Source organism: Acinetobacter guillouiae CIP 63.46 (assembly GCF_000368145.1).
Lineage (GTDB): Bacteria > Pseudomonadota > Gammaproteobacteria > Pseudomonadales > Moraxellaceae > Acinetobacter > Acinetobacter guillouiae.
Window position 1 is genome coordinate 132,987 of sequence record NZ_KB849283.1, and the last position, 13,331, is coordinate 146,317.

General features: G+C 38.5%; 14 protein-coding genes. 10 read left to right on the top strand and 4 right to left on the bottom strand.

Annotated elements, in window-relative coordinates:
* Positions 1-6: 6 nt before the first annotated feature.
* The 4 genes from F981_RS05670 (at position 7) to F981_RS05685 (ending at position 5,155) form a co-directional block, all read left to right on the top strand.
* The gene (locus tag F981_RS05670; RefSeq protein WP_004719442.1) at positions 7-1,011 is read left to right on the top strand and encodes a quinone-dependent dihydroorotate dehydrogenase; all 1,005 of its coding nucleotides are present in this window, start codon (positions 7-9) and stop codon (positions 1,009-1,011) included.
* Positions 1,012-1,014: 3 nt separating this feature from the next.
* Complete coding sequence (locus F981_RS05675) at positions 1,015-1,608, top strand: CvpA family protein (RefSeq protein WP_004719444.1); 594 nt, start codon at positions 1,015-1,017, stop codon at positions 1,606-1,608.
* A gap of 24 nt (positions 1,609-1,632) precedes the next feature.
* Positions 1,633-3,177 carry an amidophosphoribosyltransferase gene (purF, locus tag F981_RS05680; RefSeq protein ID WP_004719445.1) on the top strand — a complete coding sequence of 515 codons (1,545 nt, stop codon included), beginning with the start codon at positions 1,633-1,635 and terminating at the stop codon, positions 3,175-3,177.
* An 85-nt stretch (positions 3,178-3,262) separates the two neighbouring features.
* Positions 3,263-5,155: a M48 family metalloprotease gene (locus F981_RS05685; protein ID WP_004719448.1), complete on the top strand. Its 1,893-nt coding sequence runs from the start codon at positions 3,263-3,265 to the stop codon at positions 5,153-5,155.
* Between the two features lie 111 nt (positions 5,156-5,266).
* Here the strand turns inward: F981_RS05685 and bioB are convergent, their stop codons facing one another.
* Together bioB and queG are read right to left on the bottom strand one after the other, a co-directional pair.
* A complete protein-coding gene (bioB, locus tag F981_RS05690) occupies positions 5,267-6,256 on the bottom strand; it encodes a biotin synthase BioB (protein WP_004719449.1) in 990 nt (329 codons plus the stop codon).
* A gap of 290 nt (positions 6,257-6,546) precedes the next feature.
* A complete protein-coding gene (queG, locus tag F981_RS05695) occupies positions 6,547-7,656 on the bottom strand; it encodes a tRNA epoxyqueuosine(34) reductase QueG (protein WP_004719451.1) in 1,110 nt (369 codons plus the stop codon).
* A gap of 46 nt (positions 7,657-7,702) precedes the next feature.
* Here queG and F981_RS05700 point away from each other — a divergent pair, with 46 nt between their 5' ends.
* Genes F981_RS05700 through F981_RS05715 form a run of 4 tightly spaced genes read left to right on the top strand, consistent with a single transcriptional unit; the run spans position 7,703 to position 10,731 of the window.
* On the top strand, positions 7,703-9,190 hold the full coding sequence (locus F981_RS05700) for a bifunctional ADP-dependent NAD(P)H-hydrate dehydratase/NAD(P)H-hydrate epimerase (protein ID WP_004719453.1): 1,488 nt from the start codon (positions 7,703-7,705) through the stop codon (positions 9,188-9,190).
* Complete coding sequence (locus tag F981_RS05705; RefSeq protein ID WP_004719454.1) at positions 9,190-9,462, top strand: acylphosphatase; 273 nt, start codon at positions 9,190-9,192, stop codon at positions 9,460-9,462. Before F981_RS05700 ends, F981_RS05705 begins: the two co-directional genes overlap by 1 nt.
* Before the next feature lie 50 nt (positions 9,463-9,512).
* Positions 9,513-10,397 (top strand): hypothetical protein, encoded by an 885-nt coding sequence (locus tag F981_RS05710; protein WP_004719457.1) that lies wholly within the window; start codon positions 9,513-9,515, stop codon positions 10,395-10,397.
* On the top strand, positions 10,390-10,731 hold the full coding sequence (locus F981_RS05715; protein WP_004719458.1) for a hypothetical protein: 342 nt from the start codon (positions 10,390-10,392) through the stop codon (positions 10,729-10,731). Before F981_RS05710 ends, F981_RS05715 begins: the two co-directional genes overlap by 8 nt.
* A gap of 130 nt (positions 10,732-10,861) precedes the next feature.
* Here F981_RS05715 and ruvC read toward each other — a convergent pair whose 3' ends face one another.
* Complete coding sequence (gene ruvC, locus F981_RS05720) at positions 10,862-11,407, bottom strand: crossover junction endodeoxyribonuclease RuvC (protein ID WP_004719459.1); 546 nt, start codon at positions 11,405-11,407, stop codon at positions 10,862-10,864.
* A 311-nt stretch (positions 11,408-11,718) separates the two neighbouring features.
* On the opposite strand from ruvC, the gene F981_RS05725 reads away from it, so the two are divergent.
* Both F981_RS05725 and F981_RS05730 read left to right on the top strand, forming a co-directional pair.
* Entirely contained in the window at positions 11,719-12,288 is a 570-nt protein-coding gene (locus tag F981_RS05725) for an FxsA family protein (protein ID WP_004719460.1), read from the top strand.
* Between the two features lie 144 nt (positions 12,289-12,432).
* On the top strand, positions 12,433-13,062 hold the full coding sequence (locus F981_RS05730) for a LysE family transporter (RefSeq protein WP_004719461.1): 630 nt from the start codon (positions 12,433-12,435) through the stop codon (positions 13,060-13,062).
* Here F981_RS05730 and F981_RS05735 read toward each other — a convergent pair.
* Entirely contained in the window at positions 13,059-13,247 is a 189-nt protein-coding gene (locus F981_RS05735) for a hypothetical protein (protein WP_016539348.1), read from the bottom strand. The two genes, F981_RS05730 and F981_RS05735, sit on opposite strands and share 4 nt — an antisense overlap.
* Between the last annotated feature and the right edge of the window lie 84 nt (positions 13,248-13,331).

Consider the following 13,331-nt stretch of genomic DNA (forward strand, 5'->3'; position numbering starts at 1 on the left):
GTAGCTATGATGTATTCACTTGCTCGCCCTTTGTTGTTTTCTTTAGCACCAGAGCGTGCACATGAACTCACATTATCCATGCTTAAATCTGCCCATAAAATGGGGGCGATTCGTCAAACTGTAGCTGCCAAACCAGTCACTTGCATGGGAATTGAGTTTCCAAATCCAGTTGGTTTAGCAGCGGGACTGGATAAAAATGGCGCTTATATCGATGCCTTAGCGGGTTTAGGATTTGGTTTTATTGAAATTGGAACCATTACGCCTAAGCCACAAGAGGGCAATCCCAAGCCACGCCTTTTCCGTATTCCTCAAGCCAAAGCAATTATTAACCGTATGGGGTTTAATAATGATGGTGTGGATCAATTGGTTGAGAATGTTAAAGCCGCAAAATTTAAAGGCATTCTTGGTATCAATATTGGTAAAAATGCCACAACACCAGTTGAAGATGCAGTTTCTGATTATTTAGTTTGTCTTGAAAAAGTTTATAACTACGCATCTTATATTACTGTTAATATCTCATCTCCAAATACCAAGAATTTACGTTCTTTACAAAGTGGTCATGCGCTCACTGAACTTTTGGAAACACTCAAAAAACGTCAGTTAGAGTTGGCAGAAGAATTGCAACACTATGTTCCTTTAGTGTTGAAAGTTGCACCAGATCTAGAAGCTTCAGATATCGAATTTATTGCATCACAATTGTTGCAGTTTAAAATTGATGGATTGATTGTGACCAATACAACATTATCCCGTGAGGGTGTTGAAGGTTTGCCATTTGGTGATGAAGCGGGTGGTTTGTCAGGTGCGCCCGTATTTGAAAAGAGCACGGCATGTTTGGCGGCTTTTTCAAAAATTTTACAAGGTAAAATTCCTTTGATTGGTGTTGGTGGAATTTTATCTGGTGAACAAGCTGTTGCAAAACAACAAGCCGGTGCAAGCTTAGTCCAAATTTATAGTGGTATGATCTATACAGGTCCTACACTCATTAAAGACTGTGTTGACGCTATGATTTAAAATATGAATACCTTAGACATTATTATTCTGATTCTATTGCTCATTGGAGGGCTAAACGGTTTGCGACAAGGATTCGTGAAAGCCTTTGCGAACTTGATAGGATGGATTTTTGCACTGATTGTCGGTGCTAAATATGCCAATATCATCGCACCTTCAATGTCTGCACTCAGTCAGGATCCTGTGGTGCAGAAAATTGCTGCATTTGCTTTTATTGTCTTGGTCATTATTGTTTTAACATGGATTGTCACCGCCTTACTCAATCAGATTTTAAAAACTTTAAAACTCGGGCCGTTAAATCGTTTAGCTGGAAGTGCTTTAGGGACCTTGAAAGGTTTGTTCATCGTCCTCATTACTATGCAAGGTTTGGGACCGTGGGTTGAAAGTTCTCCAACGTGGAAACAATCCAAATTCATTCAGACGCTGTTACCATTTGCACCTTTGGCATCTGAAATCTCTAAAGATGCTGCAAATGAAGCATTACATCATATACATTCAGAAGATCGTTCCGATGATACTTCTGTAACTAAGGCTGATCGATCATCGGATACTCAAAGCGATGAAAAATCAGCACATTCGACAAAGAATCCGTTTTATTAGTCCTAGCTGGTCTGCGAGGTAGTTATGTGTGGAGTCGTTGGTATAGCAGGTAAAGCACCTGTAAACCAAATGTTATTTGATGCGTTGACGATGTTACAACATCGTGGGCAAGATGCGGCTGGGATTGTGACTTGTCATAATGGACGTCTTTTTCTAAGAAAAGATAATGGTATGGTACGTGATGTATTTCATACTCGCCACATGCGCGCATTACTCGGTAACTATGGTATTGGTCACGTGCGTTATCCAACTGCTGGTTCTTCAAGTAGTGCAGAAGCGCAGCCTTTCTATGTAAACTCACCTTATGGGATTACATTGGCGCATAATGGTAACTTAACCAATGCGGCTGATATTCACGATGACTTATTCAAAACTGACTTACGTCATATGAATACGGACTCAGACTCAGAAGTATTGCTAAACGTTTTTGCTCATGAATTGCAAAAATGTGCATCATTAACGCCAATGCCTGAAGATATTTTTCATACAGTTAAACGTGTGCATGAGCGTTGTAAAGGTGCTTATGGTGTCGTTGCAATGATCACAGGGCATGGTATCGTAGGTTTTCGTGATCCCAATGGTATTCGTCCACTGATCTATGGTTCACGTTTAACTGAAAATGGTGAAACAGAATATATTATCGCTTCTGAATCTGTTGCGATTACCGCGTTAGGTTTTAAAGTAGAACGTGATATTGAGCCTGGTGAAGCGATCTTTATCAATTCAAAAGGTGAGTTCTTTTCACAACAGTGTGCGGCAAATTCGCGTTACCGCCCATGTATTTTTGAATATGTCTATTTTGCGCGTCCTGATGCAACCATCGATGGTATTTCGGTATATAAAGCACGCTTGAAAATGGGTGAAACCCTTGCGAAGAAAATTCTTCGTGAATGGGGCGATATGCATGACATCGACGTGGTGATTCCAATTCCAGATACGAGCCGTACTTCTGCTTTAGAATTGGCGAATATGTTGGGTGTGAAATTCCGTGAAGGTTTCATGAAAAACCGTTATATCGGTCGTACCTTTATTATGCCGGGTCAGCAACAACGTACCAAATCTGTTCGTCAAAAGCTTAATCCTGTAGAGCTTGAGTTTAAAGGCAAGAACGTTTTGTTGGTTGATGATTCGATTGTACGTGGTACCACTTGTAATGAAATCATTCAAATGGCACGTGATGCGGGTGCGAAAAAAGTCTATTTTGCTTCTGCTGCACCAATGGTGAAATATCCAAATGTGTACGGTATTGATATGCCAGCAAAAGCAGAGTTGATTGCTTCACATCGTAGTGTTGAGGAAATTCAGGAGATCATTGGTGCTGATCGTTTAATCTTCCAAGACTTGGATGATTTAAAAGCAGCAGTAAGAACCAGTAAAGTACCTGTCATTCAAGATTTTGATTGTTCAGTATTCGACGGTGTTTATGTCACAGGCGATATTGATGAGCAATATTTAACTGATCTTGAGCAAAGTCGTAGTGATACTGCGAAAAAAGAAAAAGATGGTTATATTGATGTCAATATCGATGCAGCATCTGTGGATTTAAGCGGTATCAAAGAAGAAATGTAAGCAACTTTGATTTACTTTGAGAAAAAGCGGGAAGTTCCCGCTTTTTTCATTTATAGTATTTTGCAATGTAATGAGGAATTTTACATTGAAAGATGTCAGTCATTATTTGATAAAAAACAAGAATATGTTGTGGTCTGCAAGTATTTGCTTACTTGCGGTCATTTTGACCATTTTTATTCTAAATACTGTTTTAGGATTGCTGGTTCACTATGTGGATCCAGATCAAGAGATCTGGTGGAATATCCTCAGTCCTTACTGTGTCGGTTTGATCATTGTCATCATTGGTTGGTCAATCGCATATGAATTTTATGTGTTCCGTACAGGTGGTCACTCACTTGCAAAGCAATTAAAAGCCCGTCGTTTAAGTCAAATTGAAAGCACTCCGGAAGAAAGTGTGGCCTTAAAACTCGCAGATAAATTTGCAGAGACTTTTGAGATTGATGCACCTACATTATATGTATTGCCAGATGAAGTTGGGGTTAATGCTTTAACTGCTGGGTTTCATCCAAGAGATACGGTGATTATCTTGACTTGGGGCGCATTACAGAATCTGGATGAATTAGAACTTTATGGTTTATTAGGGCATGAGTTTAATCAAATTCTATCCGGTGAAGCACGAGAAAATACCCGACTTAAAATTTTATATAGTGGTTTAATTACCTTTAGTCAGTTGGGAAGCAAAATCGCAAAGCAGGGCTTTAATCGTTATAACGCCAAGGGAAATCAGCATAAATTTGAAACCAGTTTTGTCGCAGTGGGTGGGGTAATTTGGCTACTCGGCAGTATGGGGGTTTTAATTAATCGTTTGATTAAATATTTCACTTTGGGTGGGCGTACTTTTTATAACGATTATAAAACTAAAAAATTATTGCTCAATAATGCCAATGTACAAACCTTATTGCGTATCTATGTCCATCATGCAGGTTCTCAAATTCATAGTGAGTTTTCTGAAGCCATTGCTCATATGTGTTTTGCCAATTCCTTAAGTCCGCAAAGTTGGTTAAATATCCATCCAAGTATTGAAGACCGTATTTATGAGTTAAATCCGACACTGTTACAGGATCTACAGCTGGAAAATTTAAAAAAATTACGTAGTCAGCCTTTATTTAGTTTGTTACGCCCTTTGGAAGAATCAACAGGGGACGTTTATAACCCGTGGGTATCTCCACAGCCTTTACCTTTATTACGCTTATCCCCAATTAGTTTTGCCTTAAACGATGCAATTAAACCTTTAAATCCAGAAGTACGCCGTCAAATTGAGCGTTCAGAATTGATTCAGCGTGCTATGCAAACGGCAACGGGTTCTCGTGAGGTAATGGTCGCCATCTTAATGATTCGACAGTATCGCGAGTTTATTCCGTCTGATGCGGAGGTAAGTCGTGCCATTATTGACTCACTTTTAAATTTAGATGGTCGGGTACATATTCAAATTTTCCATGATGCCTGTGAAAACCTTGGTAATATGCCTGCGACCAGTGCACGTCAATTTGTCACCAAGCTTGCGAAAATTATTCAAGAAGATGGTGAGATTGGTTTGTTGGATGCATTGCTGATTGAGCGTGTAAAAGCTGAATTGCATTTGTTGCCGATGCATACACCGTCATCCTTGGAAACGGTGAAGCCGCAAATTGTGCGCTTGATTGATGCCTTGCTGCATGTACAGCAAATTAACAGTGCCAATCAGCTTGATGTCCGTTATGAGATTTTAGAACGGGTTTTGTCTAAGGATGAGTTAGAACTGTTTGAAGAAATCTCAGATGAACCTATTGATTTGGGTGAAATCTTAAATGATATTGCAGGGTTATTATTACGTGATCGCCTGAGTATTTTGGGTGTGGCTGAAATTTGTTTGTGGAATGATCGAATTATTACCCAAGATGAATTAGATGTACTGCAATTGCTGTATTGGCGACTTGGCTTTGCCACAGATGATATCGTAGATCAAATGCAGAAAAAGAACAGTGTGATGATTATTTAACAAGGGTAAAGTGAGTCGTAGAAAAAGTAATCATAGCAATGATAATAAAAAGAATTAGCTGGGAAGTGCTAACACCACTTGATCTCAAGTGGTGTTAGAAAAAACGCTAAATTAACTCGCCATCGCATCTACAGAAAGCTCAGCCACGGTTGGCTTGGCTTTTTCTGCTTTTAGACCTAGCTTATTAAACAATTGTTTGTCTTTGCCTTCACCAGCATTTGGTGTGGTTAATAATTTTTCACCACTAAATAGCGAGTTTGCACCGGCCATAAAGGCTAAAGCTTGATCTGAGTCTGTGAGAGATTCACGTCCAGCAGAAAGACGGATATAGCTGTGTGGCATAATAATACGCGCAACCGCAATCGTACGAATCCATTCTGTGACATCAAGTTTTTCAACATCTGCAAGAGGCGTGCCTTCAATTGGAACAAGCATATTGATAGGTACAGATTCAGGATGAACAGGCAGGGTTGCTAATTCATGTAATAAACCAATACGATCATTACGATTTTCACCCAATCCAACAATACCGCCACTACAGACTTTCATCCCCGCATTACGGACATGATCCAAGGTGTCTAAGCGATCATCAAAAGTACGGGTGCTGATGATATGTGAATAGTATTCACGCGATGTATCTAAGTTATGATTGTAATAATCTAGGCCTGCTGCATGTAAACGTTCAGCTTGTGATTGGTTAAGCATACCCAGTGTCATACAGGTTTCTAAACCTAATGCTTTAACTTCGCGCACCATTTCGAGGACATAAGGCATATCACGCTCATGTGGGTTTCGCCATGCTGCACCCATACAAAAACGTGAAGAACCTGATTCAATGGCTTCTTTTGCTTCACTGATCACTTTATCAACTGCAATACGTTTTTCAGCTTCTAATTTTGAATCATAGCGTGCAGATTGCGAACAATATTTGCAATCTTCAGGACACTTACCAGTTTTAATTGAAAGTAAAGTACTGACTTGAATGGTATTGGCATCAAAGTGTTCACGATGAGTTTGCTGTGCTTTGAAAACTAAGTCTAAAAAAGGCTGTTCATATAAAGCTTGAATTTCTTCACGAGCCCAGTCATTACGTACTGTCATTAATTAAATCCATGATAATCATTATCTATCCCTGTATATAATACATAATTCATGCCAATTCCATAGGGCAAAAAAGTCCAAATACGATGGTATCTTACGATTAAAAAGATCAAGAGTATAGAAAACTAAAATTATAAATATAGTTGCAAAGTTAACCACATTCCTTGTGATTTACTCACAAAATTTTAACTTTAATTTTTATTAACTTCAGTGTATTGGTGATTAAAATATTCAAAAATTACGAACTTTGCAACGATCTGAAAATTATCACTCGGCACAATTTAAGGGCATCAATGGGCTGAAATTTGGTGTTGTTTAGCGTTTTGCTCGGTAATTGCCCAATCAATATGGACTTGCACAACTTCATCATGTAAGGCTCTATTTTGGGTCAATGCTGCAATAATTTGAGCTGAATACGGTGCATTACCTAAGCCAATTGCAATATTGCGCATAAAACTTTGAAAGCCTGTACGTCGGATGGGGCTACCTTCAGTACAATTGAGGAAGGTTTGTTCATCCCATTGCCATAAATCCAATAAGTTAATATGGTCTAAGCTATGACGTGGGTTAAAGTCTTCAATCGAAGCTTTTTTGGCAAAACTGTTCCAAGGACAAATCAGTTGACAGTCATCACAGCCAAAAACACGGTTACCAATACCACGTCTTAACTCTTCAGGAATGATTCCTTTATATTCGATGGTTAAATAGGCGATACATCTGCGCGCATCCAGCATATACGGCTCAACAATCGCCTGAGTTGGGCAAATATCGATACAGGCTGAGCATGAACCACAATGATGCGTTGCTGGTTCATCAAAGGGCAAATCAAGTGAAGTAAATAATTCACCTAAAACAAAAAAAGAACCCGATTTTTTATGAATCAATAAAGTATGTTTACCAGTCCATCCCATACCCGCACTTTCTGCCAATGATTTTTCAAATACCGGCGCTGAGTCGGCAAAGGGACGGGATTCAAACGGACCAACTTTTTCTTTAATGAGGGTTGCCAAGGTTTTTAGCCGACCACGCATGATTTTATGATAGTCACGTCCACGTGCATAACGGGCAATAATTGCTGCATTGGGCTCATCTGGTACATAACGCGGTTTTGGTGTTTCCACCAAATAATTCATTCGTACACAGATGATACTTTTTGTGCCTGGAATCAGTAGTGTTGGATCCGCTCTTTTTTCTAAATTTTCTTCTAAAAACTTCATATCGCCATGGTATCCGCGTTTTAAATATTCTTTAAATCGTGGTAATTCAGCTTGAGCATCAGGACGAGCAATGACACAATCAGCAAAGCCCAGTTGCAAAGCCTGTTGTTTGATCCAAGATTTTAGTTCTTGAAGATCAAGCTGTTGCAAGGGAATGGATTGCGAAGTTAAAGTTGCCGACATAATGAATCAATGCGCTATAAAATAGTGAGAAGAAAAGGACAGAATGATGCATCAGCAAGTTTATCACAGCCGTGAAATACAAGCATGGGAAGCGCGTTGGTTTGCTCAGCAAAATAGCGTTTTTGGTTTAATGCAACAGGTGGCTTGGTCGATTGCGCAACGCTTAAATATTTTGTTTCAACAAGCTTCTCCCCAAATTACCACTGTTGCGCTGTGGTGCGGTGCAGGAAATAACGCAGGTGATGGCTATTGTGTTGCCCATTATTTGCATCAATACGGTTATCAAGTCGAAATATTTGCAACTGAAGCAGGGCATTCTCAGCAGTTAAAGGCGGCAATTGAGTTAGTACAGAAAGATAAAATCAAAATCCACCCACATTTTAATATCCAAAAGCGCTTTGATTGTCATATTGATGCACTGTTTGGTATTGGTTTAAACCGTGATTTGGATGATGCATTGCAAGCAATTATTCAACACTATAATGCTCAATCAGGTTTAAAAGTAGCGATTGATATTCCAAGTGGTTTAAATGCTAATACAGGACAACCATTACCTCTGGCGGTAAAAGCAGATCAAACATTGACTGTTTTAGGTCTTAAAGCGGGCTTGTTTACAGGACAAGGTCGAGAATATGCGGGTCAAATTGAGCTCATTTCAATTGTTCCTATAGACCCACAATTAAAAGCGGTCGCACAGTTGTCACCCACCCAGATTCAATTACCACAACGCCAAGCGTTCGGTCATAAAGGCAGTTATGGGCATGTTTTGGTGGTCGGTGGGCATGCAGAGATGGGCGGTGCAGTCATGTTAGCTGCTGAATCTGCATTTAGTGCGGGTGCTGGAAAAGTCACGATTGTATGTCATGCCAAACATCACACTGCAATTCTGGCACGCTCTCCTAACATCATGCTGAGAGATATCAACGCTTTAACTGATGTGGATATTCAAAATTTATTAAGCCATGTGGATGCTGTCAGTTTTGGAATGGGTTTAGGGCGTGATGCTTGGGCGAAACAACAATTTTCAAAATGGTTTTCACCCATTCATTTAACCCCACAGCTGCAAGTGGTTTTAGATGCTGATGCTTTGTGGTTTTTAGCTGAACAAGCTGTTCAACTCAATCAACGAACTTACCTGACGCCTCATCCAGGTGAGGCTGCTAAATTATTAAATTGCTCAGTGGCAGAGATTGAAAATGATCGTATTGCTGCGATTCAAAAACTTCAGCAAAAATATTCAGGACAATGGGTACTTAAAGGTTCTGGAAGTTTGATTTTAGAAAAGCATCTATGGATCTGTACTGCGGGGAATGCAGGCATGGGCACTGGTGGGATGGGAGATGTTCTTGCAGGAATGATTGCCAGTTTAAAAGCACAATTTGATGAAAATATTCACTTACATGAAATTGTCACCTTACATGCTTTGGCAGGTGATAGGCTCGCAAAAAACGGTATGCGTGGTTTACAGGCCCAGCAAATGCGTGATGCTGTGTATTATGTGGTCAATCTTTCATTGTCAGGAGTGAGTATGTGATGAAAGCGGTAAAATTGTTAATTCGTGGTAAAGTTCAAGCTGTAGGCTATCGTCGTTGGTTTGAAAAAGAAGCCTTACAATTGAATTTAAAAGGCTATGTGAAAAATCTAACTACAGGCGAGGTTGAAGCTGTTGTGGTCGGAGATGAACAAGCGATTTTAAGTTTGATTCGTCATTGCTATGTTGGGCCTTTACGTGCTGATGTTACTAGTATTGAACAACAAAACCTGAATCATGATTTAGACTATACTGATTTTAAGATGATCCGTTAAAGAGATCATTTAGAATAGCAACCACATACTGATATAAATCAATATTATCTATGATGATCAACAAAATTTTATTAAGCTGTATTTTGATGTGCGGTATTCATACTGAGCTTGTCGCACAACCAGTAGACGCTGTGACGAATAAGAATAAGATTGCTTTAAAAGATTTGGACTTTAAAACTGTGATGAAATCTTTTTATCAAAAACAGATCCAATATGTCAAAATCCCTCAATTAGATCAGAGCAATATACAGTATGTCGGGATTAAAAATGCCGAATATACCCATGTCTTTGATCGTAATGATGCTGTGATTGTATTTAGTCCTGCGAGTGCTTATCAAAATGCTCAAAATGAGTTGCGCTATCTTATAAGTACAACAGAAGTTTCGATAGATAAAAATAATGAATTACTAAACTTTTGTGGTGTATGCGCAACATTTACTAAAATCTACCTATTTAAGAAAAATGCTTTAGGTCAATTTGAGTTAGTGAGCCAGAGTCAGGATGAAAATAGTTGGATGAATGCAGATTTTAATTCTTTGCCTTATCCGACTGAAAATATAGTTAAAAATATTCGAAAAATTGGTCCGAGAATAAAAGGCTATGTTGAAGAACAAGCGTATAGTCGACAAGGCTATTCAACTAGCACGCTCTATATCATCCCATTTGATGAAAACCCTGCAATGGTCAAATTGGAAGTTGCAGAAATTGGGAATGACAATGAAGTGATAGGAAGTGATAAAATCTACAATACACAAGCTGATTATCGTTTTTTAAGCACTGAGCATGATGGTTTGTATGATATTGAAATTCACTATTCTGGTACGCAACAAATCTATGTTGGTGATATCGCTAAAATTGTGCCTATAAATGAAACCCATGTTTATCAGTATAATGAAAAACAGCAGAAGTATATTCGAGTGAAATTACATGATTGATAAATATTTAGTTGTTGGAATTGTATTTGCTGCGTGTTTGGTATTGATCATTTATACCCAACTCGATAGTGGAAAAAAAGAAGATAAGTCTTTGTCATTCAAAGCGAAGTTACAAAAGGAATTTCCAAATTATACTATTCTTGAACGGAATCAAAACTTTATAATTTGTCGTGAAGGGAGTAATCCACGTATCCCTGAAGAGTTGGTATTGATTCGTGTTGATTCTGAACAGAAGAAAAATCTAAGAACTTCTGGAAAAATGTTAATTGCAACCTATACGAAGCAGCCAAGTATTCGTGAGATTCGAAAAGATACTTTGCCTTATCTCACTTGAGATGGGCTCTACCATCTCAATAAATAGAAACCCTTTCAGATCATCTTGGTGATAGCGATAACTTGTTGATGATTGCAATAGCTTGGACTTTGACATGGGTAGAGTGAGGCGTTTTGGTGGTGTATATAAATTAACGTCGACGACTACTATTGCGACTCCGCCCACGAGCCATACCGCCTAAAGCATTCAGTACAGCTAATTTGCTCATACTGCCAGAAGCATGGGCATGGCAAATTGCTGCAGCGAGTGCATCGGCAGCATCTTGTTGGGGTTGGATTGATAAGTTAAGTAACTTCATTACCATCATCTGAACTTGTTCTTTGTCTGCAGCACCATAGCCCACAACAGATTGTTTAATTTGACGGGCCGTATATTCTGCAACTTGTAAGTCTAAATTGACCAATGCTGCAATTGCCGCGCCACGCGCTTGTCCAAGTTTTAAAGCGGAATCAGGGTTTTGTGCCATAAATACTTGCTCTACAGCAGCTTCTGTAGGGCCATGAAACTGAACAATACGTTCAACTCCAGCAAAAATTCGTTTGAGTCGCTCAGGCATTTCTGTTGTTTCAGTGCGAATTGTACCAGCATCAACAAAAGTAAGTTTTTGACCATCTTTTTCAATGATGCCATAACCTGTTAAACGTGAACCGGGGTCAATTCCAATAATTAAAGGCATAATACTGCTTATCGTAAGTCTTGCTTCAATTATATGATTCTAAAAATGAATTGTAAGTAAAATTTTAACTTAGTTGTATAATCAAAGTACACAACAGTATTATTTCCCTTAAGCACAACGCTAGGGTACTCATTATTTATAAAATCTTTGTCAATAAATCGCACAAATACATAAAATCGCTGTCAGAACACAAAATTACCCTTTAAAAATTTTTAACTGCCCATATAAATGATAGAAGCAACGAAATTCATTGTTTTTATATGTGAATTTTCAAGCTCACTTTTAATTTATCTTTGAGATGCCTTGTTTCGATGAAACTTTTTCCTATTATTTTAATTGGTACGATTCTTGAAATTGCTGTATGGATTGGTGTAGCCCAATTCATTAGCGGTTGGTACGTATTTTTCTGGTTTATCATTGCTTTTGTAATTGGTTTAAACTTGTTGCGTTCAAGTACCGCAACAATTATGCCGCAATTACAACAAATGCAAATGACAGGAATGATGGGAAATGATCCTGCAATTGCCAAAAAAATGGCGACAGCATTTGCGGGCATTTTGTTGATGATTCCAGGTTTAATCACCGATGTCTTGGCGTTACTGGTTATTCTTCCACCTGTACAGAATGCAATTAAAAATGCAGGTATGAAATATATGGCGAAAAAGCAACAAGCCATGATGAACAATATGATGGGTGGAATGGGGGACATGGGTGGTGCTCAAGGTCAAAATCCATTTGCAGATTTGATGCGTCAAATGCAGGATATGCAAAACCAGCAATCTGGTGGGCAATATCCTGATTCAACCATTATTGATGGTGAGGCGCATGAAGTTGAACCGCAGCATAAACAAATTGAATTGAAAGATGTAAATAAAAAGTAAAATATAATCTACGATATTGAATAGAACGCTGAATCAATGATTCGGCTTTTTTATGTCTGAAATCAACGGAAGCAAGCATAATTTCTTAAACATATTTTTGATCAAACGATATAATCACTGAGTCACAATTTCTAAGATTCTATTATGTCGATGTTATTGACCATTTGTGCACTACACTTTGTTGCACAGTTGAGTCCTGGTCCAGATGTATTACTTGTCGCTAAAAGCTCAGCATCGACAACACGTGCCAATACTTTAAAAATCATTCTAGGCATCTCTGCTGGTGTGGTGGTATGGGTTGCATTAACTTTGCTTGGTTTTACGGTTTTATTGGAACAATGGCCGTGGATTCAACAAGTCTTGATGCTGATCGGGGGCTTATTCCTTGCTAAAATGGGCTATGCAATGTTGAGAGGCGGCATTGCAACAGTTAAACAAAATACCAATTTAGATGGCGTGATAGAGCAGCCCCCTAAAAACTATTTTCTATTGGGGCTTTATACCAATTTAGCTAATCCTAAGATTGTGATTTATTTTAGTAGTGTTTTTTCATTGGCATTGAGTTCAACAGCAGGTGCAAATTTAAAACCGCAGTTGGCAGTGATTATTCCAATACAAACATTTTTAGTTTTCAGTCTGTTGATGATGATCATGTCAATTCCTAAAATTAAACGCGTTTATCAAAAATCAGGAAGTTATATCGATATTGTTTCAGGAAGCTTTTTCTTATTATTTGCCATTTTCCTTTGGGTCGATGTCTTGAAAATGTTTTAGTGGTCGGGATGTTGTTGAGGATTTACGGGTTGTTGTTGTGACTGTTGATCATTGCGACTATCGTTTTGATCTTGAGTGGTATAGCGATGTGGATCTAAGGTTTTAATATTATTTTCAGATTGCGTGTATTTACGACTGCGATTTGCACGCTCTCTTAAACCGCCTTTTTTAATCAGCTGTACCAAAATAATCTCCAAAACAATATCTTTCACTTTACAGATTATAGCTTGAATCAATGTAATACAGAATATTGAATGAATGATCCACAA

Excerpts from the sequence above, each read along its gene's own strand:
- F981_RS05710 (WP_004719457.1), top strand. The coding sequence starts at position 9,513 with ATGATGATCAACAAAATTTTATTAAGCTGTATTTTGATGTGCGGTATT.
- bioB (WP_004719449.1), bottom strand. The coding sequence starts at position 6,256 with ATGACAGTACGTAATGACTGGGCTCGTGAAGAAATTCAAGCTTTATAT.
- queG (WP_004719451.1), bottom strand. The coding sequence starts at position 7,656 with ATGTCGGCAACTTTAACTTCGCAATCCATTCCCTTGCAACAGCTTGAT.
- F981_RS05700 (WP_004719453.1), top strand. The coding sequence starts at position 7,703 with ATGCATCAGCAAGTTTATCACAGCCGTGAAATACAAGCATGGGAAGCG.
- F981_RS05715 (WP_004719458.1), top strand. The coding sequence starts at position 10,390 with ATGATTGATAAATATTTAGTTGTTGGAATTGTATTTGCTGCGTGTTTG.
- F981_RS05670 (WP_004719442.1), top strand. The coding sequence starts at position 7 with ATGATGTATTCACTTGCTCGCCCTTTGTTGTTTTCTTTAGCACCAGAG.
- purF (WP_004719445.1), top strand. The coding sequence starts at position 1,633 with ATGTGTGGAGTCGTTGGTATAGCAGGTAAAGCACCTGTAAACCAAATG.
- F981_RS05725 (WP_004719460.1), top strand. The coding sequence starts at position 11,719 with ATGAAACTTTTTCCTATTATTTTAATTGGTACGATTCTTGAAATTGCT.
- F981_RS05730 (WP_004719461.1), top strand. The coding sequence starts at position 12,433 with ATGTCGATGTTATTGACCATTTGTGCACTACACTTTGTTGCACAGTTG.
- F981_RS05675 (WP_004719444.1), top strand. The coding sequence starts at position 1,015 with ATGAATACCTTAGACATTATTATTCTGATTCTATTGCTCATTGGAGGG.
- ruvC (WP_004719459.1), bottom strand. The coding sequence starts at position 11,407 with ATGCCTTTAATTATTGGAATTGACCCCGGTTCACGTTTAACAGGTTAT.
- F981_RS05705 (WP_004719454.1), top strand. The coding sequence starts at position 9,190 with ATGAAAGCGGTAAAATTGTTAATTCGTGGTAAAGTTCAAGCTGTAGGC.